The organism is Granulicella sp. 5B5 (genome assembly GCF_014083945.1).
Taxonomy (GTDB): domain Bacteria; phylum Acidobacteriota; class Terriglobia; order Terriglobales; family Acidobacteriaceae; genus Granulicella.
This window is the reverse complement of record NZ_CP046444.1, coordinates 1124438-1147577: the sequence shown is the minus strand read 5'-3', so window position 1 is coordinate 1147577 and position 23140 is coordinate 1124438. Positions and strand designations below refer to the sequence as shown.

Here is a 23140-nt window from a genome sequence, read left to right as displayed (position 1 = left end):
GCGCCGGGTATGCACCTTCGGTGTGGCTTAGACGCTGTTTTTGCTGAAGGCAGAGACGACGAGGAGCAGCATGGCGCAGAGGCTGAGGATGAGGCCGAGCGTCTGGTCGGGGGTGTCATGCCAGCGGATGTCGAGGGTGGAAGCGCCTGCGGGGAGGGCGACGGCGAGGAGGCCGTCGTCCCGTTGTAGGCGGGCGTCGAGCATGAGGCCGTTGCGGACGATGCGCCAGGAGGGGTAGTCGCGCAGGTTGAGGATGAGCGTCTGGGGATGCGAGAGATGTAGGACGAGATGTGTGGGAGCGGGCGTGGAAAGGGTTTGCGCTTCGGGGATCGGCGTGTCGTCGGTGTCGATGGAGGGGTTGAGCTCGGTGGCGGTGGGTGTGGTGTTGGATGCAGGCGCGTTGCGAGTAGAGGCGAGCCAGTAGCCGGGGTTGTCGGTGCGGAGGACGTCGTTGTCGGCGGCGGTGGGTGTGTACTCGTCGGTGGGTGGGGCGCCGTGGTGGGTGTTGTAAAGCGCGGCGATGGTGGTGGGGCGATCGGGCTGGTCACATACCTGCGCGTAAAGGCGGTAGCCGATGACGGTGAGAGCGAGGCAGAGAAAGACAGGGGATAGAGAATAGAGGATAGAGGATAGAGCGTGCCTGGTTGGTATAAATGGGGTTGTGTCGAGGAGAAGAGCGAGGGCGAAGGCGAGGATGGCGGAGAGGATGGTGAGGAGTCGCCAGGGGAATTGGAGGTATTGGAGATTGGGCAGGTGCAGCCAGAGTTGGAGCGAGATGGGCGTGAGGAGAAGTGCGATGGCAAGGGTGGTGATCGCGAGGTAGATGAGGTGCCACGTGGTGTTGCGGCGGAGCGCGAAGAGTGCGATGAGTGTTGCGAGGGTGAGGAGTAGCAGTGTGAGCGCGAGAGAGCTGGCGGTGTGGTTGACGGCGTTGTGGGCGGCATCGGCGGTGCGGGTGAAGAGGAAGTTGTTCTGTACGCGCAGGCTGGGGATGATCGCCATGGCGATCTGTACGTAGCGGCGCTCATAGGCGGCGGGGATGAGGTAGTACGCGGGGAGTGCGAGGCCGAGGAGTGTGCCGGCGATGTAGGTGGCGGCGAGGCGGAGGGAGTGCATACCTCCGGGGCTAAAGCCCCTCTCCTCTGCGGGAGATATGAGACCCGAGGCTGAAGCCTCGGGATACCCGATTGTCGCCGAGGTCGCGGGCTGCTGAGGCATTAGAGAAAGGGCCACGCGAAGCGTTGCGAACAGGGCGAAGGTGTAGCAGCCCATGACGGCTGCGGGGGCGTTGGTGAGCCAGAGCAGGGCGATGGGGATTGCGATACTGCGGACGGTGGGGCGTTCGCGCAGGACTGCGAGAAGAAGCAGAGGTATCCATGCTGCGGCGAGGAGTTCGGCGAAGGCGGTGCGCTCGAAGGCGCAGAAGAGGAGGTAGGGGTTTGCGAGATAGAAAGCTGCGGCAAGAAGGGCGGCGTTCGGTGAGACGTAGTGGCGGGCGAGGTGGTGCATCGCAAAGCCTGCAGCGCAGAGGCAGAGATAGATGTAGGCGATGGGTGCGGCTGACGGAGAGAAGATGCTGATGAGGCCCGCGCCGAGCAGCCAGGAGAGCGGTGGGTAGAAGAGGAAGCGTGGCTCGCCGGCGTTCCATGCGGGAGAGAAGGCCCAGTGTGGGTACTGCCAATGACTGAGTTGTGTTGCGGCGTCGAGCCAGCTTTGGATGTGGAAGCTGAGGTCCTGCCCGCAGGAGATGCCGTGCACGAGGAGCGGATGAAGGACGAGCAGGGGGAAGAAAGGGATGATGAGCAGCGGCTTGAGATGGCTCGGTTGATTGCTGCTGCGCATGAACTATTGTGACATTTGCCTAAGCCGTGGAGGAACGCGACCGCATGGAAGTCGGAGCACTGTTAAGCCGGGAGCTAGAGGTGCCGCTATAGACAACGCGCGTCAATTCGGCAGAAGAGTGAGAGTGTGGTCGATGCCGGGGTGGTTGAGTGGCAGCGGCAGCGTTGTGCCGTGCAGCCACGGCGTGAACTGATCGAGGTAGAAGGCGCTGGCCGGGTTGCCGGATTCGCCGGTAGTGATGTTGGCGAAGGTGGTGTCGGGGTTGGAGAGGTCGGCGGTGAAGCGTTCGCTGGGGCCGAAGTGCAGGCCTGAGGCCTTGACGGTGGTGGCGTCGCCGCCGATGGGTTGCACGCCGCTGCCGGTGCGGATGCCGAGGATGCGGCTGAGAAGGGTTTCGCTGCCGAGGATGGGGTGCGCGATCTCGACGGGATGGTAACGGCCGTAGCTCCAGGTGCTGAGGTCGTGCGGTGCGTGGGTGATGGCGCGGTCGACGGCAGCGGCGAGGAGGTCGCTCCAGCTGCCGTAGTTGCTGGGGAGCCAGCGCTTGGGCTGGTGGGTGATGAGCTGTTCGAGCGCGGTGTATTTCTCTCCCCAGGTGTAGAGGGCGGTGAGCTCGGCGAGCTGTTGTTTGCTGGCGATGCCGTGGGCTCGGAGCTGGGCGTCGAGGAGCATGGGCCAGAGCTCGGCGCGGGTGGCAATGGTGATGGAGGCCGCGGCGGAGTCGGGTGTGAGGTCACCGCGCCAGTTGCGGAGGATGTTGGCTGCCTCGTGCAAGCGTTTGGGGTCGCGATGCAGAGCGGTGGTCGAGGCGTGGTCGATCGCGTAGGCGAGGCGCTGCGCGATGACTAGGTCGACGTCGGAGTGGACGTCGGTCTGGATGCGGAGCATGTCGGCGGGGGTGAGGCCGGTGCGTGCGCCGATCAGGCGGTAGATGAGCTCGACGCGGTAGGGATCGACCCAGTCGTCGGTGATGAAGTAGGGATAGTCGGCAGGTGTGACGCGGGCGTTGGCGGTGGCGAGGACGCCGGAGGTGGGATCGGTGACGGCGGGGAGGGCGCCGTAGGGGATGTAGCCGGACCATTGCTGGTTGGGGTCGAGGGAGTCGACGGGAACGTTGGAGAGCGGCGAGCCGATGGTGTAGTCGATGACGGGTGCGAGTGTTGTGGGTGTGTTGGCCGAGGGCTTTGTGGGTGTGGCGATGGCGGGCGGTGGTGAGGCTGAATCTTCGTCGGAGTCTTCGTCTGTCTCCAACGGCGATGCGGCTGGTGCTTCGAGCAGCGAAGGTGTGATGGTGCGTGGGTGCTGGATGGCTGGGCCGCGGATGGGGATGCGTCCGAGGAGGTGGTAGCCGATGTGTTGCGAGTCGGCGTAGACGAGGTTGAGTGACGGGGTGGAGAAGGTGCTGAAGGCGGTGACGAGCGAGGCTGCGTCCTGCGCGGTGTCGATGGCGAGGAGCGGCATGGAGATGGTGGTGGGGTCGTAGACGTTCCAAGCGAGCGAGAGGGGGCGGCGTTCGGTCTTGTAGATCGGGGAGATGATGGGTGTCTGGATGGTGTTGGCGCCGGCGGCGTGGGTGGTGGTGAGGACGTCGAGGGTGACATCGTGGCCTGCGCGGACGTGGATGATCTCGGTGTGGTGGGCGACGGGGGACCAGGTGTGGTCGGGGTGCTCGAACTGGGTCTCGTTGCCGGAGCCGCGGAAGTGCTCGATGTAGACGTCCTGGACGTCGGCGCCGGTGTTGGTGAATCCCCACGCGACGTGCGCGTTGCGGCCGACGAGGATGAAGGGAACGCCGGGGAGCGTGAAGCCGGTGACCTCGAGCGATTGGTCGGTTGTGTGGAGCGCCGCTTCGTACCAGATGTCCGGCGCGGAGAGCGAGAGGTGCATGTCGTTGGAGAGCAGCGGCGCGCCGGAGGCGGAGCGCGAGGCGGCGATGACCCAGTCGTTGGAGCCGGCGCGGCAGGCATCGCAGGACTGGTGGATGAGTGGGGTGTTGGTGGAGAGGAGGTCGTGGGGTGATGCGGTAGGGCGCAGTGAGGATTGCGTGTTGTCGAGTGGGATCTCGGGGACGTCTGTGGGGGCGGTGAGGTCGATGGGTTGTTGCGAGGGCGGGTGGTCGCGCCAGGAGCCGACGGGGTACATGTCGGCGATGAGATCAGCGGGAAGGCGTGAAGTGAGGGCCTCGCGGTTGAGCTTCTGAGGAAAGCTGGTGGTGAGGTCTTGGCTCATGACGAGGGCGACGAGGAGCGTGTCGCGGGGTGTCCAGGGCGCGGGTGTGTAGTGAAGAGCACGGAACTCGACGGGGAGCGCGTTGGAGTGCGTGTTGATCCAGGCGTTGACGCCGTTGGCGTAGTCGTTGAGTTGGTGGAGCTGGTCGGCGGGCAGTGTGGCGATGGTGCGATCGGCGGCGGCGCGGAGCTGCAGGTAGCGCTGCTGACGGTCGTGGTCGATGAGCGAGGGGCCGAGGATCTCGGCGAGCTCGCCGGCAGCGTGGCGGCGGAGGGCGTCCATCTGCCAGAGGCGGTCGGAGGCGGTGGTGTAGCCCTGCGCGAAGAGGAGGTCGTCGAGGTTCGATGCGGTGATCGAGGGGACGGCGTGTGCGTCGCGGGTGATGGTGACAGGTGCGGTGAGGCCTGCGATGTGGATGTCGCCGTCAAGCTGCGGGAGGTTGGCGTGCAGGGCGCGGCGCAGTGAGGCGGTGACGATGAGAGCGAGTGTGACCAGCAGGACAAGAAGCACAACGACGCCGATGAGCAGCGCGCGCGCGAGGCGGCGTGCTTTGCGGCGGGGCTGTGGATCAGGCGTGCGGGCGAAGTTCGCTGGAGAGGCTGTGCTCATGCGCTAGAGATGATTCTAGGCGAGAGACGAGTTGAAGAGCGGTGCAGCGGACTCCGGGTTCTGTTCAAGCGGCGGTTGGGGGCCGGGCGATGTGGCGAAGCGGATGATGAGCAGGACCAGCAGCATGATGGGGATGCAGAGGACGCTGCCTTCGGGGCCGTCGGCGCCGCCGGAGAGCAGGGGTTTGCCGGCGAAGTGCGTCTGGAAGAGGCGGCCGACGGAGATGTTGCCGCTGTCGGGGACGCCGTAAAGGAAGCTCTGCGCCCAGTCCCATGCCATGTGGAAGCCGATGGACCACCAGAGGGAGCCGGTGCGCCAGAGCGCGTAGCTGAAGACTAGGCCGACGAGGACGACCTGGCCGATGCCGAGAAGGTTCTCGCCGCCATTGCCTAGGTGCATGGTGCCGAAGAGGATCGACATGATGACTGCGGCGATCCAGAAGGCTGCGGCACGAGGGTTCTGTGGGGAGAGGCGCTCGCCGAGACCGTAGACGCCGCGGGTGAGAGTGAATTGCAGGTAGCCGCGGAGCATGTACTCCTCGGCAAAGCCGACAAGGAGGAAGGCGAGCAGCCACTTGAGCGCGTAGGCGATAAGTGGGAAGCCGGTGAGGAGGCGTGCGTCAAAGTAGAGCAGGTGCAGAGCGTGCAGCGTGAAGACGAGCAGAGAGAGCGCTGCGAGTCCCCAGAAGGCGCCGGGGAGGAAGTCGCGCATGCGGTTGCGGCCGATGCCGTAGGAGCCGAAGTTGCGGCGCTCGATGCGTGACAGGACCCAGCAGATGAAGGCCATGCCGAGAAACTCGACGCCGTCGGAGACGATGCTGAGCGCGGGGACGAAGGCGATGTGCAGGTGCGGCCTGGGTGCGTTGGGATGGGCTTTGGCCTGCATCTGCGCGGCGAGGAAGTCTTTGAGGTGGCCACTGGCGGCGACACCGAGGATGCCGCCGATGGCGATGAACAGGAATGTCACGATGACGAAGATTGCCATGCCCCAGCCGGCGCGGAGGCCGAAGCGGCCGAGGAAGACGCCGTGCGGTTCCGCGGTGGGTGGAGGCGGCGAAGGCAAGGTGTCGAGGACAGAGCTTTGTGGCTCGGCGGCGAGGTCGGGTTGCTCGGGGGTCGGTTCCATGCGGCCTTCCTGAACGGATGAGATGGTTGCGAACTATAGTACGCGAGGCGCGGCGGGATATCCTGAGAGACAGCGCGCGGGATGTGTGCGTGGAGAGTGAGATCTGCTTGGACTGCCGGGTTTTCTATCACGATAAATGCTTTGACGGGGCCTGTTCGGCCGCGCTGTTTACGAAGTTCCATCGCGAGTGCGTGGGGACTGCCGCGGGGTTCGACTACCGCGGGCTGGTGCATCGCGCGGGGGCGCTGTTCGATGAGAGCTGGTGGCTTGCGGATGGCGAGAATGCGGTGGTGGACTTCAAGTACTCGGCTTCGCCGAAGCTGACGTGGTGGTTCGATCATCACCAATCGGCGTTTGCGAGCGCGGAGGATGAGGCGCACTTTCGTGCGGGACAGGTGAATGCTGACGGCTCGCCTGGGCCGCTGTCGATGCGGCAGTTCTTCGATCCGAGCTACACGAGCTGCGCGGGGTGGATTGCGCATATCGCGAGCGCGAAGTTTGGGATGAAGCTCGATGGGTTGGAGGAGCTACTGTACTGGGCGGACATCGTTGACGGGGCTAAGTATGAGAGCGCCAAGGCTGCGGTGGAGATGGAAGCTCCGGCGATGAAGCTGACTTTAGTGATTGAAAGCGCCGATGTTTCGCGGCAGATGATTCCGCTGCTGACCGAGATGCCTCTGGCGGAGGTGCTGGCGCAGCCGTTTGTGCAGCAGGAGCTGGGGCCGCTGATGGAGCGGCATCGGCAGATGCTGAAGCTGATTGGCGAACGCGCGGTGTGCGAGCACGGAGTGATTTCGTTCGACATTACGGACCAGCCGACGGAGGGGTACAACAAGTTCATTCCGTACTACCTGCACCCGGAGGGGACGTACAACGTGGGGTTGTCGCGGTCTAGCTTTCGGAACAAGGTGTCGGTGGGGACGAACCCCTGGACGGCCAAGCGGGCGGATGAGCTGGCGAATATAGCGGCGATCTGCGAGCGATACGGTGGCGGTGGTCATGCTCGCGTGGGGGCGATCAGCTTTCCGGTGGAGGCTGAGGCTGAGGCGCGGTCGGCGGCGGCGGAGATTGTGGCTGAGTTGAGGGCGTTTTCGGGCTGAGACCCTCCCCCCGGTTTGGGGGGCTATGATCCGCAGCGGATTGGGGTTAGGGGTGGATGCCTGACGCCGGGGGTTAAGGGCGAAATGTCAATTTGGCTGAATTTCGGTTGTCAAAGTCCGTAAGAAGCGCAGCGGATTGGGGTTAGCGCCTAGGCCGGGTGCGGGAAGAGCCTGACGTTTGGTCACGCTGTCTTCCTGCTGCTGGTTCTATTGTACCGGTGCTGTCAAGTGGGTAGGGTTCGGAGATTGCGTGCCGGGTGATTTGTATGTATATACATATGATCATTAATGTTTCGATCTCTGGAGGTTGCGATGCGCGGAGTGTCTGGGTTGGCGAAGTGGGTTTGTGTGGTGGTGGTGATGGGAGGAAGTATGGGATTGAGAGCTCAGGTGCCTGCGGCTGGGCAGGGTGAGGCTGCGGCCTCGAATCAGGCTGCGGCGCCGGTGAAGCTGCCTTCTGCGCCGACGACGAAGGTGCTGGCGATCGGGCATCTGACGGCTGCGGCGATGGCTCCGGGAGCGACGAGGCCGGTGATGCCGAGTGAGGTGCGGGCGACGGTGAAGCTATACCTGGGTGGGAAGATCGACCAGTGGTATGTGAGGCAGGACAAGCCGGGTGTGGTGTTTCTGATGAACGTGTCGTCCGTGGAAGAGGCCCATGCGCTGCTGGAGAAGCTGCCGCTGGGTGTGCGGGGGCTGATGGAGTTCGACCTGATTCCAATGGGGCCACTGACGCCGCTGTCGTTGCTGGTGAAGGAGCCGGAAGGTGCCAAGCCTTAGTGGCGCGGGCTTGCCCTCCGGGGCTAAAGCCCCTTCAGATTTTGTGGCTGAGATGTACGAGCTGAAGCTCGTACCCTTCAAAGCCGGCTCGCATGCTTCAGAGTCGAGGATTCGTGGGCTTCAGGGTCGAGGATGGGAGGGCGTAGAGGTGCGGTGTTATTGTGCGGCGGCGCGGCGGGTGTCGAGGCGGCTGGTGCGGGTGTATGAAGAGGCTCTGCGACCGGCGGGTGTGAACCCGGCGCAGTTTGAGTTGATGCAGCACCTGCGCGCCCGGCCGGGGTTGAGCCAGGGGGCACTGGCGGTGGCGGTGGACCTGGACCAGACGACGCTGTCGCGGAATGTGAGAGGGATGATGGCGGCGGGCTGGGTGGCGGTGTCGGCTGGGATGGGGGACAAGAGGGTGTCGACGTATGCGCTGACCGAAGCTGGGATGGCCGTGCTGCAGGCGGCGGTGCCGCTGTGGAAGGAAGCGACGGTGAGGGTGGAAGCTGCGGTGGGAGATGCCGAGGTGGTTTGGCGTGGGTTGGAGGCGCTGGAGAAGGTTGTGTGACTATAAGCGCGTTTATGAGGAGCAATGGCCGAACAGGCAATGGTGCGTCCAGAGTGTAGCTCCGCACGGAACCAAGTGGCTGCGGGTGTGACTAGCTGCTATTCTTCGGCGCATGGAACTGAAGCTCGCCCATTACAAAGCGGAACAAATTCTCAACGAAGAACGGCTGCGACCAACCTCAATTTATGTTGACAAGGGTGTCAACTGGAACGCTGAGATACAACGCCTAACAGCCCAACTCAAGGCCGGTGAAATCCTGAAACAGGAAGCGCTCGCTGTTGCGGCAGACGGGTCGCGACGACTGGATATCACGGGCATGAGGGCGCAGGATCCCCGCACAGTTTCAGAGACCCCGGACCAGTACGAGTTCGTGAGCGCGAACTATAGCTTTCTGCTCAAGCTCATGAATCAAGTCGAAACGGCTAATGTTCCCGCCTTTGTAACGGGCATCCTCGCGCGAATTCTTACGCACGGCGATTACGTTTACAGCTCTAAGCAACACCATTATCCAGATCTGGACGGAAGAGTGTCGGAATTGCCGTTAATTGCAGAATTCGCCATTCGGACGGGACACACGAAGGACCTGTTCGAAGTGATCTCGCAGGCACGGAACCCGACGCCCGGGCTTGCGCTTCTGATGATGCAGCTTGCGGATGCCCTCTCGTTCAACTTCACCATCTTTTCGGAGACTGATTTGGAAATCATGGGCTCATGGTTAAAACCCCTGCTCGAAATGGCTGATCTTCAGACTCATTCTGCGCGTGGAGTGCGAGGTGGCGGCACGATGACTCAAAACCCTCACTACAAACCGGGGCGTGAGCGTGAAGCGAACGTGATTGTCAAACAAATACATCACATGCTCGCGGAGATTAGCCAAGCACTGTATTTTTACTTGAAGGGTGCATTACAAGACACTCCAAATCTCGAAGTCGACAATGACAGGCGGAAGGTCATTGGCTTCATTGAAGGCCTCGGTTTTGATCCCCTCCTCACTGCATCTCTGCAAAAGGCTGAAACACTCTACAAAAATACAGCCGATGCATTTGATCTGAAGAGTTGCATTGGCCACCTCCGCAGTTTCTATGAGCACGTTCACATTCAAGCCGCCGCGGAACTTGGCTCGCAAAAACAAGAGTTGGTGAAGGACGAGTTCGACCCATCGTTGACGTTGCTGAAGAACGACGGAATCCTGAGTTGGCAACAGGAGAAGTTTGCGAGAGGTCTCTACACCATTCTCAGTAGTGAGGGCGCCCATCCCCTAACGTCAGAACGAGAGTTCGCCCGGTTGCTGCGGAACATGGTGATCGAGTACCACGTGATGTTCCTTTCGATCCTGGACAAAAGGAATTTCAGTGTGCGTGCCGTGTAGGCAGCGCCGAGTCGCTCGTCGGCACCTGATTAGTAACGATAAGTCGGCTTGTCGGAAGTAAACTTTGTGCTCGCTTGGAAAGACGTTCTTGTTCGCTTGTCTGAGGCTGCTGTGGGCGTGTTGTGGATGTGTTGTGGATGTGGGGGGGGGTGAGGTGTCGCTGTGGTGCTGGGCGGTGGCTATAATTTCCGCATGTATACGGCGCAGGCTGGAATCTTTGCTCTTGGAACTTCTTCTCATGCGTATCTGGAGTTTGATCTTCTGGATGCGAAGGGGTGTAAACAGTTTGCTTCTACCATTGCTGCTATTCGTGAGCCGCGGACGACTACGGGTGGTGTGAACTTTGTGATCGGATTCAGGCCGGAGCTTTGGCGCGAGATGGTTCCGGAGGATGCCCCGGTGGGTGTGGAGGGGTTCAACAAGGACATCGAGGGCGTCGAGGGGTTTGTGATGCCGAGCACGCAGCATGATGCGCTGGTGTGGATGTCGGGCAGTGCGTATGACGTGGTCTTCGATATGGCGCGGTCGGTGATCCAGGACCTTGCGGGGCAGGCGAGGCTGGCGGAGGAGACGTCGAGCTGGGCGTATCGGCATGATCGCGACCTGACGGGGTTTATCGATGGGTCGGAGAACCCGACGCTGCTGGAGGCTCCGGCAGACGCGTTGTTGCCGGAAGGGGTTCCGGGGGCGGCGGGTTCGGTGCTGCTGCTGCAGAAGTGGAAGCACAAGGTAGCGGAGTGGGAGGCGTTGCCGGTGGCGCAGCAGGAGCTCGTGATGGGGCGCAGCAAGGCGGACAGCATCGAGATGGAGAACAAGCCGGCCTACTCGCATGTGGCGCGGACGGACCAGGATGTGTTTGGGAACATCTTTCGGCGCAACATGCCGTATGGCAAGGTGGATGACCACGGCACGGTGTTCGTGGGGTTCAGCGCAGACCAGACGCGGCTGGCGAAGATGCTGGAGAGCATGGCGGGGCTGGTGAATGGGACTCGGGATGCGCTGACGAAGTACACGGAGCCGCTGACGGGGTCGTATTACTTTGTGCCGTCGGTGGAGAGCCTGCTGCGGCTACGCTAAGCCGACTTTGCGGGCGGCGGTGCGGATGACTTTTTCGAGAGCGCGGAGAGCCTGAGCGCGGGGGAATCCGGGGCGGCTGGCGAGGCGGATGGTGCGCGACGACTTGCCGGTGAGTGGGCGGAGGGCGATGCCACGTTGTCCGAGCGAGGGTGCAGCGAGGGCGGGGATGAGTGTGGCTCCGTAGCCGGCGGCGACGAGGTTGACGAGGGTTTCGAGCGTGGCGGCGTGCATGCCGCTCTGGAGGGCGCTGATGGGGGTGGCGCGCTTGGCGCCGCAGATGGAGAGTGTCTGGTTGGAGAGGCAGTGGCCGTCGGCGAGGACGAGGATTTCGGCGGCGAGTTTTTCTTCGTCGACTTTTTTGCGCGAGGCCTGCGGATGATCGAGTGGAAGGGCGGCGAGGAGCGGCTCGTCGAAGAGGGCGATCTCGGTGATCTCGGGTGAGTCGGCTTCGGTGGCGAGGAGAGCGGCGTCGAGGCGGTGGTTGCGGAGGCCTTCGATGAGGGAGCGGGTCTGGTCTTCCCATAGCTCGATGGTGAGGCCGGGGTAGGCGGCCTTGAGCGGGCGCAGGATGAGCGGCATGAGGTAGGGCGCGAGCGTGGGGATGACGCCGAGTTTGAGGGCTCCGACGAGCGGGTCGCGGGCGGCGCGGGCGACGGCTTCGATCTGTGCGGCTTCGGTGAGGGTGCGCTGGGCGTGGGCGAGGATCTGGGTACCGGCGGGGGTCATGTCGACGCGCTTGTTGGTGCGCTCGAGGAGCGTGACGCCGAGCTCGCGCTCGAGCTTACGGATCTGGCTGCTGAGGGTGGGCTGGCTGACGTTGCAGGCTTCGGCGGCGCGGCCGAAGTGGCGGTGCTGGGCGACGGCGACGAGATAGCGGAGTTCCTGCAGGTTCATAGTGTGTTGACGCGGCGGGTGTATGAGTAAGCCGCTGGGATGATGATAGAGCAAGCGAATCGTCATCGTAGAAGCAATTGATTTTACTTATCGTTGCATGAGGGCTATTTTTGACGACAGGGGTGAGGTGACGGAGGTAGATCGTCACGGATCGGCAGGCGCGGCTGACGGCGTTTGCTGGATCGAGAAGCCAAACATAGTCCGCAGCTCGTCAGCTCTTAACCGGTTTGAAGGAGAAGAAAGAAATGGAAAAGCAATTCGACCACGCTGTAGGTGAGCCGCTGCCCGGCAATGAAGGCCAGGCTGCAGGGAAGTGTCCAGTGATGCATGGCGACATGATGCCGAGTGCCGCGGGAGCGATGGCCAATGCTGTCTGGTGGCCGAAGCAGCTGAATGTGAATCTGCTGCATCAGCACTCTCCACAGTCGGACCCGATGGGCGAGTCGTTCAACTATGCCGAGGAGTTCAAGACGCTGGACCTGGATGCGGTGATCAAGGACCTGCATGCGGTGATGACGACGTCGCAGGAGTGGTGGCCGGCGGACTTTGGGCACTATGGGCCGCTGTTCATCCGCATGGCGTGGCACAGCGCGGGCACGTACCGCATCGCCGATGGACGCGGCGGCGCGGGCATGGGCATGCAGCGGTTCGCTCCGCTGAACAGCTGGCCGGACAATGTGAGCCTGGACAAGGCGCGGCGGCTGATCTGGCCGATCAAGCAGAAGTATGGGCGGAAGATTTCGTGGGCTGACCTGATTGTTCTGACGGGCAATGTTGCACTGGAGTCGATGGGCTTCAAGACGTATGGCTTTGCGGGTGGTCGCGAAGATGCGTGGGAGCCGGACCAGACGTACTGGGGGCCGGAGACGACGTGGCTGGGCAATAAGCGGTACAAAGGCGACCGTCAGCTGGATAATCCCTTGGCAGCGGTGCAGATGGGCCTGATCTATGTGAACCCGGAAGGCCCGGACGGCAACCCCGACCCGATCGCTTCAGGGCGCGACATTCGCGAGACGTTTGCGCGGATGGCGATGAACGATGAAGAGACGGTGGCGCTGATTGCGGGCGGACATGCTTTCGGCAAGACGCATGGCGCGGGCGACCCGAGCAAGTATGTGGGGCCTGAGCCTGAAGGCGCTCCGATTGAACAGCAGGGACTGGGCTGGAAGAACAGCCTGGGCAACGGCGTGGGCAGCAACGCCATCACGAGCGGGCTGGAGGTCATATGGACGAGCCATCCGGCGCGCTGGGACAGTGAGTTCCTGGACAACCTGTTCAAGTATGAGTGGGAGCTGACGAAGAGCCCCGCGGGCGCGCACCAGTGGAAGCCGAAGGGCGGGGTCGCGTCAGATGAGATGGTGCCGGATGCGTATGACACAGCGAAGAAGCATGAGCCGATGATGTTGACGTCGGACCTGGCGCTGCGGTTCGATCCGGAGTTTGAGAAGATCTCGCGGCGCTATCGGGACAACCCGGCGGAGTTTGCGGATGCGTTTGCGAAGGCTTGGTTCAAGCTGACGCATCGCGATATGGGCCCGGTGGCGCGCTACCTTGGGCCGTTGGTGCCGAAGGAGACGCTGATCTGGCAGGACCCTGTTCCAGCGGTGGACCATGCGCTGGTAGACGCGGCGGATGTGGAGGCGCTGAAGGCCAAGATCCTGGCTTCGGGGCTGACGGTTCCGCAGCTGGTGTCGACGGCGTGGGCTTCGGCTTCGACGTTCCGCGGCAGCGACAAGCGCGGTGGAGCGAACGGTGCTCGCGTCCGGCTGGCACCACAGCGGTACTGGGAGGTGAACCAGCCGGCTGAGCTGGCGACGATCCTGGACAAGCTGGAGGCGGTGCAGAAGGAGTTCAACGCAGGGCTGACAGGAGGGAAGAAGATCTCGTTGGCGGACGTGATCGTGCTGGGTGGCAGCGCTGCGGTGGAAGCCGCTGCGAAGAAGGCCGGCCAGGACGTGAAGGTGCCGTTCGCACCGGGACGCACGGACGCGACGCAGGAGCAGACGGACGTTCACTCGTTTGCGCCGCTGGAGCCGATTGCCGATGGCTTCCGCAACTACCTGCGCAAGGGGCATGAGCCTTATGCGGCAGAGCTGCTGCTGGACAAGGCGAACCTGCTGACGCTGACGGCCCCGGAGATGACGGTGCTGATCGGCGGACTGCGCGCGCTGAATGCGAACTATGGGCACACCGAGTATGGCGTGTTCACCAAGCAGCCCGAGGCGCTGACGAACGACTACTTTGTGAACCTGCTGGACATGGGCACGAAGTGGCAGAAGTCGGCGACCGATGCTGCTGTGCTGGAAGGGCTGGACCGTGCGAGCGGCGACCTGAAGTGGAAGGGCACTGTCGTCGATCTCGTATTCGGCTCCAACGCGCAGTTGCGTGCGGTGGCCGAGGTCTACGGCAGCAGCGATGCGCAGGCGAAGTTCGTGAAGGACTTTGTTGCGGCGTGGACCAAGGTGATGAACCTGGACCGCTTCGACCTGGCGTAGTATCGCGAGCTAACGGTTGTAGGAAGAACAGCCTCGATGGGGCATCGGTAATGCCGATGCGCTGTCGAGGCTGTTCTGCGTTTGAGGCGCAGAGAGCGTGGAGGCGCGTGGAACAAAACTCCGGATTGGAGCGTAGATAAAGGCTGCGGCGATCTTGATTGCCGCGCAGTTTATGGGCCCGGAGAAGACGTGATTTCAATGAAGTGGAAGTGTGTACCGATGCTGATCGTGATGGCTGTTGTGCCGGTTTTGCAGGCGCAGAGCGTCAGTCCAGCCAGGACGCCAGCGAAGTATGGCAAGTGGGGATTCGATCCGAGTGGGGAAGATGGAGCGATCAGGCCCGGGGACAACTTCTTCCAGTATGCGAATGGCACGTACCTGCAACATCTTGTGATTCCGGCGGACCACACCGGGTATGGACTGACATCCGAGACGGCGGCGTTGACGGAGGGGCGAATTCGCGGGCTGATTGAGGAGCAGGTCGCTCATCCTGGGCCGACGGCGGATGACCGGAGAGTCGCGGCGCTGTATGCGGCGTTTATGGATGAGAAGACGATCGAGCGGGTCGGCACGAAGCCTCTGGAGGCGGACCTTGCACGAGTGCGGGCGATCCAGTCGAAGGCAGAGATGGCCGCGTACATGGGGGCGTCGCGCAATGGGTTTGGGGCTTCGGTGTTCGATATCCATACAGAGCCTGACTTTCAAGACCCGACGCACTATGCGCTGATTGTGGGCGAGACGGAACAACTGGGACTGCCGGGGCGTGAGTACTATCTTGACGCACGGTTTGCAGAGAAGAAGGCGACGTACCAGAGCTACGTGGCGCGGATGCTGACGTTGGCGAAGTGGCCGGATGCAGACGCTGAGGCGAAAGATGTCGTGAGCTTTGAGACGGAGCTGGCGCAGGCGCTGCTGACTGCGGAACAAGACCGCGACCGGAGCGACTTCTATCACCCTGCCGACCTGGCTGCGCTGCGGACGATGATGGCCGGGTTCGATGTGCAACGCTTTCTGGCTGCGGCGGGCGTGAGTGACCAGACGCATTTCGTGGTGACGGCGAGCATCGCGCTGCCGAAGATCGCTGCCGTGTTTGCAGGCACCCCGCTGGAGACGATGAAGGCGTGGGAGGCGTTTGAGGTGACACAGAACGCGTCGGCCGAGCTGCCGAGTGCGTTTGTCCAGAGCGAGTTCGAGCTGCATGAGCGCGATCTTTCGGGGCAACAGGAGCTGACGCCGCGTTGGAAGCGAGCGCTGCAGGTGGAGAATGACGCGCTGGGTGAGGCTGTAGGCAGGCTCTATGTGGAGCGGTATTTCCCGCTTTCGTCGAAGGTGGCGATGGAGGAGCTGGTGGCGAACCTGAAGAGCGCGTTCCGTGCGCGGCTGGCGGATGCGGTGTGGCTGTCTCCGGCGACGAAGCAGGAGGCCATCGCCAAGCTGGATGCCATGGGCGTCAAGGTCGGTTATCCGTCGCGCTGGCGGACGTATGAGTTTGCAGTGACACGCGGTGACCTGTACGGAGATGTGAAGCGTGGCCGGGCGTGGGACTGGCATGAGCAGATCGAACAGTTGCACCATCCGACGGACCGCGCGGCGTGGGGCCTGTTGCCGCAGGACGACTTTGCGATGAATGAAGGGTCTCTGAATGCGATTGTGTTTCCGGCGGCGTTTCTACAACCGCCGTTCTTCGATCCCGCGGCTGATCCTGCGGTGAACTATGGCGCTATCGGGGTGGTGATTGGGCATGAGATGACGCATGGGTTCGATGACCAGGGGCGCAAGGTGGACCACACGGGCCGACTGCGCGACTGGTGGACGGCAGAGGACGCGGCACAGTTCAATGTGCAGGCCGACAAGCTGGCGGCGCAGTACTCTGCGTTTGAACCGCTGCCGGGTGTGCATGTGAACGGCAGGCTGACGCTGGGTGAGGACATTGCGGACATGGGCGGGGTGGCGATTGCGCTCGATGCGTATCACCGTTCGCTGAGCGGACAGCCCGCGGCCGTGCTCGACGGCACGACGGGAGATCAGCGGTTCTTTTTGAGCTGCGCGCAGGTCTGGCGTACGAAGCGGCGCGAAGATGCGCTGCGGCAGCAACTGGCGGATGATCCGCATCCACCGGCAGAGCCGCGGGTGAATGGCGAAGTCCGCAACAACGATGCGTGGTACAGCGCGTTCGATGTGAAGCCGGGCGACAAGCTATATGTTGCGCCGAAGGACCGCGTGCGGCTCTGGTAGCTGTGGGCACCGAGAGGATGGGCGGGCGAGAAGCAGATTCCCTGCGGGAATGACAAAGAAGAAAGACAAAGGCAGAAAGGGCGAACGACTGGTAGTCGTTCGCCCTTTTGATTGCGTTATTGTGGCTAGTGGCCGAGGTGGAGCCTGGTGATGTCGTTGAACATGACGAAGACGAACATGCAGAGGATGCAGACGAAGGCGATCTGGTAGACGCGCTCCTTGAGCTCCTGGTTGACGTCGCGACGCATGATGCTCTCGATGAGGAGGAAGAAGATCATGCCGCCGTCGAGCGGTGGGATGGGCAGGAGATTGAAGATGGCCAGGTTGATGGAGATGAAGCTGGTCATCTCAACGAGCGGCCAGATGCCGAGCTGGAAGGCGATGTCGATCTGCTGCGCGATGCCGACGGGGCCGGACATCTGCTTGACGGAGACGTGGCGGGTGAAGAGGCCCTGCAGGATGCGGACGAGAAGAAGCGACTTGGAGGCGTTGTCCTGCAGCGACTCCTTGATGGACTTGCCGAGGGGGAGCTGGACGACGTCGACCGGTGGCGGCTTGAGGGTGACGCCGATCTGATACTGCTTGCCGGAGGCGTCTACAGAGACGAGCGCCGGAGTGACGTGGATGGTTAGCGGCTGGCCGTTGCGGATGAGATTGAGGGTCTCGGGTGCGCCGTTCTGGTCCTTGAGATAGGCGTGGAGCGTGTCGAGGGAGTGCGGCGCGAGATCGTTGATGCGGGCGATCTGGTCGTCGGGCTTGATGCCCGCGGCCGCGGCGGGTGTGCCGCTGGCAACGGAGTTGATGGTGATGGGCTCGGCCTGCTGCTGCGGGATGAGGCCGGAGTCCGTGAGGGGGTCGGAGGTGAGGCCGCCGTCGGCGCCGCCGTTGAGGTGAATGCTAGAGGTGACGGTGTGGCCGTTGTCCGTGAACGAGATGGGGACGGCGCTGTTGAGATTGAGGGCCGTCTCGTCGAGGATCTGCTCCCAGGTGGGGTTGACGACGTTGTTGAAGCGGGTGATGGTGTCGCCGGTGTGGAGGCCAGCCTGAGCAGCAGCGGACTGCGTGGGCACGTAGTCGACGAGAGCGGGGCCGTTGAGGTACTTGTCGATCTCGTGGTGGTAGTGGGCCGCGCAGGTCATGAGGAAGACAGACAGCGCGAAGTTGGCGGCGGGGCCAGCGAGGGCGATGAGGATGCGCTGGAAGCGGGTCTTGGAGGTGAACTCGTCGGGCGCGCCGGTGCCGGAGTCGCCGCCCATCTCGCCTGCCATTTTGACGTAGCCGCCGAGGGGCAAGGCGCGGATGCAGTAGTCGGTGCCGTTGTAGACGTAGCCGAAGAGGCGGGTGCCGAAGCCGATGGCGAAGGTCTCGATGCGGACGCCGCACATTTTGGCGACGATGAAGTGGCCGAACTCATGGACGAGCACCATGATGCCGAGCACGATGGCGAAGAGAACCACGACAAAGAGCCCGTGGGAGAGAGAGGCAGAGAGATGGTGAAAGAGGTTCATGTGTGCTCAGGAGTGTCAGGGGAGGTAGGTGCGTGCGAGGTCGCGGGCGCGGAGGTCGGCAGAGAGGACCTCCTGAATCGATGCGGGCGAGCCTGTGGGAGTGTTTTCCAGCACCTTCTCGATTGTACGCGGGATTCCGAGGAAGGGGAGTTTTCCGTTGAGGAACGCGTCGACGGCGATTTCATCGGAGGCATTGAGGGCGATGCAGTGGTTCTGGCTGGCTCCGGCGGCCTGGTAGGCGAGGCGGAGGCAAGGGAAGCGCTCGAAGTCGGGTGGCTGGAAGTCCAATTGGCTCAATGCAGCGAGGTCGAAGGTGAGCGGGGTTTTGCCCTCGACGGCGATGCGGTCGGGATAGGACAGAGCATAGAGGATGGGCAGGCGCATGTCGGTGACCGATATCTGCGCGAGGATGCTGCCGTCGATGAATTCTACGAGCGAGTGGATGGTGGACTGGGGATGCACGGTGACGCGGACGCGTTCAGGCGGGAGGTTGAAGAGGCGGCAGGCTTCGATGAGCTCGAGGCCTTTGTTCAGCAGGGTGGCTGAATCGACGGTGATGCGCTGACCCATGACCCAGGTGGGGTGCTTGAGGGCCTGGGCGGGGGTGATGTGGTCGAAGTCGGCGAGCGGGGTGTTGCGAAAGGGACCACCGGAGGCGGTGAGCCATATCTGTTTGACTTCATTGGGCTGGCCGCCGCGGAGGCACTGGTGGATGGCGTTGTGCTCGGAGTCGATGGGGAGGAGGTCTACATTGCGCTCGCGTGCGGCCGCGAGGATGAGGTCGCCGGCGGCGACGAGGCATTCCTTGTTGGCGAGGCCGACGGTTTTTCCGCTGAGGACGGCTGCGTATGTGGCTTCGAGCCCGGCGACTCCGACGATGGCGGAGACGACGAAGTTGGCGTCAGGGTGCGTGGCCACGCGGACGGTGCCGGCAGTGCCATGCACGACTTCGATGCCGGTGATGCCGGCTTCGCGGAGCTTGGTGGTTAGTTTGGTTGCAAGCTCTTCAGTGGCGATGGAGATGAGCTGCGGACGCCAGCGGACGCACTGGGCGAAGGCGACGTCGAGGTTGGAGCCTGCGGCGAGAGTGACGGGATGAAAGCGGTCGGGATAGGACTCGCAGAGGGAGAGAGTGCTTTGGCCGATGGAGCCGGTGGAACCGAGCAGGGCGATCTTCTTCACCTGTCTATTTTCGCAGAAGCGAGGCGATCGAGACGTGGAGAGTGTGCCTGAAGTAATGGTGTGCGAGCACATCTTTTTGCACCGGAGGCGTGCTGGGATACGTCTATATACGGAGAGCTGAGAACGCTTATCGCGATTTCTTCGCGTTGTTAAAACACTTATGAATCCAAGACATTTAATTTCTTTTTTTGTGCTGATGGGGATGTGTGTGTCAGCAGTGAGCCAGCAAGCGACCGCGCCGGTGATGACAGTAGCGTCGGCGGAGGTGCAGGTGTCCGCGCCGACGCCGCAGACCGGGACGGTGACGGGAACAGTAACCGATACAGATGGAGCGGCAATTCCTGGAGCGACAGTGGTACTGCAGGGGCCTACACCGGAGGACCGCCGTGCGATCAAGTCTGATGAGAGCGGTTTCTTTCAGGTGACGGGCGTGCAGCCCGCTGTGCCGTACAGCGCGACGGTGAGTGAAGACGGGTTCAGTGTGTGGACTTCGACGGTGCAGTTGCAGCCAGGGCAGTACCTGGACCTGAAGCAGATTCCGTTGAAGGTTTCGACGGTGGTGACGGCGGTGACGGCTGAGACCACGGAGCAGTTGGCGGTGGAGCAGGTCCATGCTGAGGAGCACCAGCGCGTGCTGGGCGTTATTCCGAACTTTTATGTGAGTTACTCGCCGGACCCACAGCCGCTTTCGACGAAGCTGAAGTTCAAGCTGGCGTTGCGTACGTCGACGGATGTGGTGACACTGGTGAGCTCGGCGTTTGTGGCGGGGATCTATCAGGCGTCGGATACGCCGGGATATGTGCAGGGCGCGAAAGGATATGGGCAGCGCTATGGCGCAGCGTATGCGGGCACGGCTTCGGATGTGATGATCGGTGGAGCGATCCTGCCGTCGCTGCTGCATCAGGACCCGCGGTATTTTTACAAGGGCACAGGAACGAAGAAGGAGCGGGCGCTGCATGCGATCGAGTCACCGTTTATTGCGCGCGGCGATAACGGGAAGGCGGAGTTCAACTACTCGAGCATTGGGGGCGATGTGCTCTCGGGCGCACTGGAGAACGTGTACTACCCGCCAGTGGACCGTGGGGCGCACCTGGTGGTGAATGGGACGCTGATCGATACCGGCGGGCGCATGCTGAGTGCGCTGGCGCAGGAGTTTCTGCTGAGCAAGGTGACGTCGCACGGGCAGAAGTAAGGTGGGTGTTCTTGCAAGAAGAGCGTGAATTTAGAAGAGGCTGCCTGCGGGCAGCCTCTTCTGTTTGTGTAAGAACGTTTCTTAGAGACTGCCGAGGGAGAAGTAGTGCCGGACCGCGATGATGAGCCAGAGGACAGGGGCGGCGACTAACAGGGCGTCGATGCGGTCGAGGACGCCGCCGTGGCCGGGGAGGAGTGTGCCTGAGTCTTTGACGCCGGCGCCGCGCTTGAGGGCGGACTCGAGGAGGTCTCCGAACTGCGCGGCGGCGTTGAGGACGAGGGCGAGGATGATGAAGAACCACCAGGGCTCAGTGGTATGCAGGGCGGAGAAGCTGGAGCCCTGCTGGCTGAACCAGTCGCCGGTGAAGATAAGCGCCATGCCGACGATGACCGAGCCGAGGAGCGAGGCGATGGTGCCCTCCCAGGTTTTGTTGGGAGAGAGCTGCGGGGCGAGCTTGTGTTTGCCGAAGCGTTTGCCGATGTAGAGGGCTGCGATGTCGCCGGTCCAGACGCAGAGGAAGAGGAAGAGCAAGATGGCGGTGCCGTTTTCCTCGTTGAAAATTTTGGGGATGAGGGTGAGCGGGTAGGCGACGTAGATGAGCATCAGGACGCCGCCGGCGGTCTCCCACAGGACGCGCTCAAGGGAGGTGCGGAAGGCGGCGACGGCGAAGAGGATGAGCGTGACGGTGGAGACGACGGTGATGGTGTCGTCGGGCTGGAAGAAGACGGCGAGAAAGAAGGCCGCGACGGCGGTGAAGGTCCACCAGATGGGCAAGGGACAACCGCCGGAGACGGTGAAGCCGCGGAACTCCCATGCAGCGAGGCCAGCGACGAGGGCGGCCGCAACGGTCAGCATCCAGGGCTTGCCGAAGAAGATGAGAGCGGCGACGGCGGCAACGAGTACAAGTGCGGTGAGGATTCGCTTCATGGGTCCCTGTTGAGGATACAGGAGGAAGGGCAGGGAGTAGGGAATGGAGTAGGGAGTAGAAAGGCGGCCAGGTGCGTGAGGTGGGGTGGATGGAGCAGAATGGATGGCGCGAGGTGATGTGAGATGGTTTCTCGGCGTGGATTTGTGCAGGGTGGTGCGGCCGCGGCTGGGCTGGCGTTAACGCGGAAGGCGTGGGGTGCGGATGCGGCGGCGGGGACGTTGGAAGAGGTTGGGTACTCGCAGGTGGAGATGCGTGAGCCTCGTGTGCTGGCGCAGCGGGCGAATACGCATGAGGTGCTGATGGGGCTGAAGGTGGAAGACCTGGTGAAGCCGTACAGGCTGATGGGTGGGCTGGATGCGCCGGGGAATGATATTGGCGGGTGGTACACATACAACGCGGACTTCAACTACAAGATCTGGCAGAAGACGGGCTTTTGTCCGGGACATGCGATGGGGCAGTGGGTGTCGGCGATGAGCCGGTACTATGCGGCGACGGGCGACGTGACGACGCGGGAGAGAGTGCTGGCGATCAATCGCGCGTATGCGGAGTCGATTACGACGAAGTTTTATGAGAAGACGCGGTTCCCGGCGTATACGTTCGACAAACTGAACTGCGGGCTGGTGGACTCGGCCGTGTTTGCGAAAGATCCCGATGCGTGGAAGATCATGGGTGCAACGAAGGCGGCAGTGACGCCGCAGCTGCCAGGGCATGTGGTGCAGCGCGGCGTGAACTGGCGCGGTGCGTTGAGCAAGGACGAGTCGTGGACGTGGGATGAGAGCTATACGCTGCCGGAGAATTTGTACAAGGCCTATAGTGCAGGTGCGGGCGCAGAGTATCGCGCGATGGCGCGGCAGTATCTGGATGATCCGGAGTACTTCGACCTGCTGGCGGAGAACGAACCGGCGATTGCGGGCAAGCATGCGTACAGCCATGTGAATGCGATGTCGTCGGCGATGCAGGCGTATTTGGTGGATGGGAGTGAGAAGCATCTGCGAGCGGCGAAGAACGGGTTTGCGATGGTGAAAGCGCAGAGTTTTGCGACGGGCGGGTGGGGGCCGGATGAGCAGCTGCGGATGCCAGGGTCTGACGATCTGTATACGAGCCTGAGCAAGACGCACTCTGGCTTTGAGACGCCGTGTGGAGCCTATGGGCACATGAAGCTGACGCGGTACCTGCTGCGCGTGACGCGCGATGGGAGCTATGGGGACAGCCTGGAGCGCGTGTTGTGGAACACGGTGTTGGGCTCGCTGCCACTGCAGAGCGATGGCGCAGCTTTCTACTATCAGGATGTGAACTTTGCGGGGAAGCGGGTGTACTCGACCAATGTGTGGCCGTGCTGTTCAGGAACGCTGCCGCAGGTGGCGATGGACTATGGGATCAACAGCTATTTTAGAGAGCGCGCGAGTGCGAACAGGCCGGGGTCGGTGTGGGTGAGCCAGTACTTTGCGTCGGTGCTGCGGTGGGACGAAGATGGCGCGCGGATGGAGTTGGAGCAGGTGGGTGAGTATCCGTTTGCCGATGTGGTGGAGATGCGGGTGAAGGCATCGAAGCCGACGCGTGTCGCGTTGAAGCTGCGCGTGCCGGCGTGGAGCGAGGGCGCGGAGATTCGGGTGAATGGGAAGAAGGTTGATGCTGAGCCAGTACTTGGTTTCGCGACGGTGGATCGCGTGTGGAAGAGCGGCGATCGTGTGGAGATGGAGCTGCCGGCGAAGGTGCGGCTGGAGGCGATTTCAAATGGCGTGGCCGACGAGACGCTGCATCCGAATGTGGCGGCTGTTGTGCGTGGGCCGCTGGTGCTGATGGCGGTGATGCCGTCCAGAGTGATCGCGCAGCCGAAGGTGACGCGTGAGCAGGCGCTGGCGGCGAAGCGGCTGTCGAAGACGGAGTGGAGCGTGCAAACGGAGAGCGGCGCGCTGCGGATGGTGCCGTATGTCGAGGTGGGGGATGCGGGGTACTCGACGTATCTGCGGCTGACCTAGCGAGCCTTGGCTAAGTGAGGCGCTTTGTTGCTAGTTTTGCTGGTGA

Annotated in this window: 16 protein-coding genes; 9 read left to right on the top strand and 7 right to left on the bottom strand. The window is 62.6% G+C overall.

Annotated features, from left to right (window positions below):
* Positions 1 to 27 precede the first annotated feature (27 nt).
* The 3 genes from GOB94_RS04945 to GOB94_RS04935 all read right to left on the bottom strand — a co-directional run bounded on the left by GOB94_RS04945 (position 28) and on the right by GOB94_RS04935 (position 5805).
* Positions 28 to 1842: a hypothetical protein gene (locus tag GOB94_RS04945; RefSeq protein ID WP_182277768.1), complete on the bottom strand. Its 1815-nt coding sequence runs from the start codon at positions 1840 to 1842 to the stop codon at positions 28 to 30.
* Positions 1843 to 1944: 102 nt separating this feature from the next.
* Complete coding sequence (locus tag GOB94_RS04940) at positions 1945 to 4680, bottom strand: penicillin acylase family protein (protein WP_182277767.1); 2736 nt, start codon at positions 4678 to 4680, stop codon at positions 1945 to 1947.
* 15 nt (positions 4681 to 4695) lie between these two features.
* Positions 4696 to 5805 (bottom strand): CPBP family intramembrane glutamic endopeptidase, encoded by a 1110-nt coding sequence (locus tag GOB94_RS04935; RefSeq protein ID WP_182277766.1) that lies wholly within the window; start codon positions 5803 to 5805, stop codon positions 4696 to 4698.
* A 107-nt stretch (positions 5806 to 5912) separates the two neighbouring features.
* On the opposite strand from GOB94_RS04935, the gene GOB94_RS04930 reads away from it, so the two are divergent.
* The 5 genes from GOB94_RS04930 to GOB94_RS04910 all read left to right on the top strand — a co-directional run bounded on the left by GOB94_RS04930 (position 5913) and on the right by GOB94_RS04910 (position 10681).
* The gene (locus tag GOB94_RS04930; RefSeq protein ID WP_182277765.1) at positions 5913 to 6905 is read left to right on the top strand and encodes a phosphoesterase; all 993 of its coding nucleotides are present in this window, start codon (positions 5913 to 5915) and stop codon (positions 6903 to 6905) included.
* 312 nt (positions 6906 to 7217) lie between these two features.
* On the top strand, positions 7218 to 7685 hold the full coding sequence (locus GOB94_RS04925; RefSeq protein WP_220464996.1) for a hypothetical protein: 468 nt from the start codon (positions 7218 to 7220) through the stop codon (positions 7683 to 7685).
* The gene (locus GOB94_RS04920; RefSeq protein WP_182277764.1) at positions 7672 to 8235 is read left to right on the top strand and encodes a MarR family winged helix-turn-helix transcriptional regulator; all 564 of its coding nucleotides are present in this window, start codon (positions 7672 to 7674) and stop codon (positions 8233 to 8235) included. The genes GOB94_RS04925 and GOB94_RS04920 overlap by 14 nt, the downstream gene beginning before the upstream one ends.
* 112 nt (positions 8236 to 8347) lie before the next feature.
* Entirely contained in the window at positions 8348 to 9604 is a 1257-nt protein-coding gene (locus tag GOB94_RS04915; protein ID WP_182277763.1) for a hypothetical protein, read from the top strand.
* A 162-nt stretch (positions 9605 to 9766) separates the two neighbouring features.
* Positions 9767 to 10681, top strand: coding sequence for a Dyp-type peroxidase (locus GOB94_RS04910; protein WP_255484244.1), 915 nt, complete (start codon positions 9767 to 9769; stop codon positions 10679 to 10681).
* On the opposite strand, the gene GOB94_RS04905 is transcribed toward GOB94_RS04910, so the two are convergent.
* A complete protein-coding gene (locus tag GOB94_RS04905; protein WP_182277761.1) occupies positions 10673 to 11575 on the bottom strand; it encodes a LysR substrate-binding domain-containing protein in 903 nt (300 codons plus the stop codon). The two genes, GOB94_RS04910 and GOB94_RS04905, sit on opposite strands and share 9 nt — an antisense overlap.
* A 323-nt stretch (positions 11576 to 11898) precedes the next feature.
* Between GOB94_RS04905 and katG the strand changes: the two genes are divergently transcribed.
* Positions 11899 to 14070 carry a catalase/peroxidase HPI gene (katG, locus tag GOB94_RS04900; RefSeq protein ID WP_255484387.1) on the top strand — a complete coding sequence of 724 codons (2172 nt, stop codon included), beginning with the start codon at positions 11899 to 11901 and terminating at the stop codon, positions 14068 to 14070.
* Positions 14071 to 14268: 198 nt separating this feature from the next.
* Complete coding sequence (locus GOB94_RS04895) at positions 14269 to 16305, top strand: M13 family metallopeptidase (protein WP_182277759.1); 2037 nt, start codon at positions 14269 to 14271, stop codon at positions 16303 to 16305.
* Between the two features lie 125 nt (positions 16306 to 16430).
* Here the strand turns inward: GOB94_RS04895 and rseP are convergent, their stop codons facing one another.
* Together rseP and dxr are read right to left on the bottom strand one after the other, a co-directional pair.
* Positions 16431 to 17813 (bottom strand): RIP metalloprotease RseP, encoded by a 1383-nt coding sequence (gene rseP / locus GOB94_RS04890; RefSeq protein ID WP_182277758.1) that lies wholly within the window; start codon positions 17811 to 17813, stop codon positions 16431 to 16433.
* Positions 17814 to 17828: 15 nt separating this feature from the next.
* Positions 17829 to 18995 carry a 1-deoxy-D-xylulose-5-phosphate reductoisomerase gene (gene dxr / locus GOB94_RS04885; RefSeq protein ID WP_182277757.1) on the bottom strand — a complete coding sequence of 389 codons (1167 nt, stop codon included), beginning with the start codon at positions 18993 to 18995 and terminating at the stop codon, positions 17829 to 17831.
* A gap of 208 nt (positions 18996 to 19203) precedes the next feature.
* Here dxr and GOB94_RS04880 point away from each other — a divergent pair, with 208 nt between their 5' ends.
* Positions 19204 to 20187, top strand: coding sequence for a carboxypeptidase-like regulatory domain-containing protein (locus tag GOB94_RS04880; RefSeq protein WP_255484243.1), 984 nt, complete (start codon positions 19204 to 19206; stop codon positions 20185 to 20187).
* Between the two features lie 81 nt (positions 20188 to 20268).
* On the opposite strand, the gene GOB94_RS04875 is transcribed toward GOB94_RS04880, so the two are convergent.
* A complete protein-coding gene (locus GOB94_RS04875; protein ID WP_182277755.1) occupies positions 20269 to 21114 on the bottom strand; it encodes a phosphatidate cytidylyltransferase in 846 nt (281 codons plus the stop codon).
* 123 nt (positions 21115 to 21237) lie between these two features.
* Between GOB94_RS04875 and GOB94_RS04870 the strand changes: the two genes are divergently transcribed.
* Positions 21238 to 23094 (top strand): beta-L-arabinofuranosidase domain-containing protein, encoded by a 1857-nt coding sequence (locus GOB94_RS04870; protein WP_182277754.1) that lies wholly within the window; start codon positions 21238 to 21240, stop codon positions 23092 to 23094.
* The last annotated feature ends 46 nt before the right edge of the window (positions 23095 to 23140 follow it).

Coding starts and splice junctions, on each gene's coding strand:
- GOB94_RS04945 (WP_182277768.1), bottom strand. CDS start 1,842: ATGCGCAGCAGCAATCAACCGAGCCATCTCAAGCCGCTGCTCATCATC.
- GOB94_RS04940 (WP_182277767.1), bottom strand. CDS start 4,680: ATGAGCACAGCCTCTCCAGCGAACTTCGCCCGCACGCCTGATCCACAG.
- GOB94_RS04935 (WP_182277766.1), bottom strand. CDS start 5,805: ATGGAACCGACCCCCGAGCAACCCGACCTCGCCGCCGAGCCACAAAGC.
- GOB94_RS04925 (WP_220464996.1), top strand. CDS start 7,218: ATGCGCGGAGTGTCTGGGTTGGCGAAGTGGGTTTGTGTGGTGGTGGTG.
- GOB94_RS04915 (WP_182277763.1), top strand. CDS start 8,348: ATGGAACTGAAGCTCGCCCATTACAAAGCGGAACAAATTCTCAACGAA.
- GOB94_RS04905 (WP_182277761.1), bottom strand. CDS start 11,575: ATGAACCTGCAGGAACTCCGCTATCTCGTCGCCGTCGCCCAGCACCGC.
- katG (WP_255484387.1), top strand. CDS start 11,899: ATGCATGGCGACATGATGCCGAGTGCCGCGGGAGCGATGGCCAATGCT.
- GOB94_RS04895 (WP_182277759.1), top strand. CDS start 14,269: ATGAAGTGGAAGTGTGTACCGATGCTGATCGTGATGGCTGTTGTGCCG.
- rseP (WP_182277758.1), bottom strand. CDS start 17,813: ATGAACCTCTTTCACCATCTCTCTGCCTCTCTCTCCCACGGGCTCTTT.
- GOB94_RS04875 (WP_182277755.1), bottom strand. CDS start 21,114: ATGAAGCGAATCCTCACCGCACTTGTACTCGTTGCCGCCGTCGCCGCT.
- GOB94_RS04870 (WP_182277754.1), top strand. CDS start 21,238: ATGGTTTCTCGGCGTGGATTTGTGCAGGGTGGTGCGGCCGCGGCTGGG.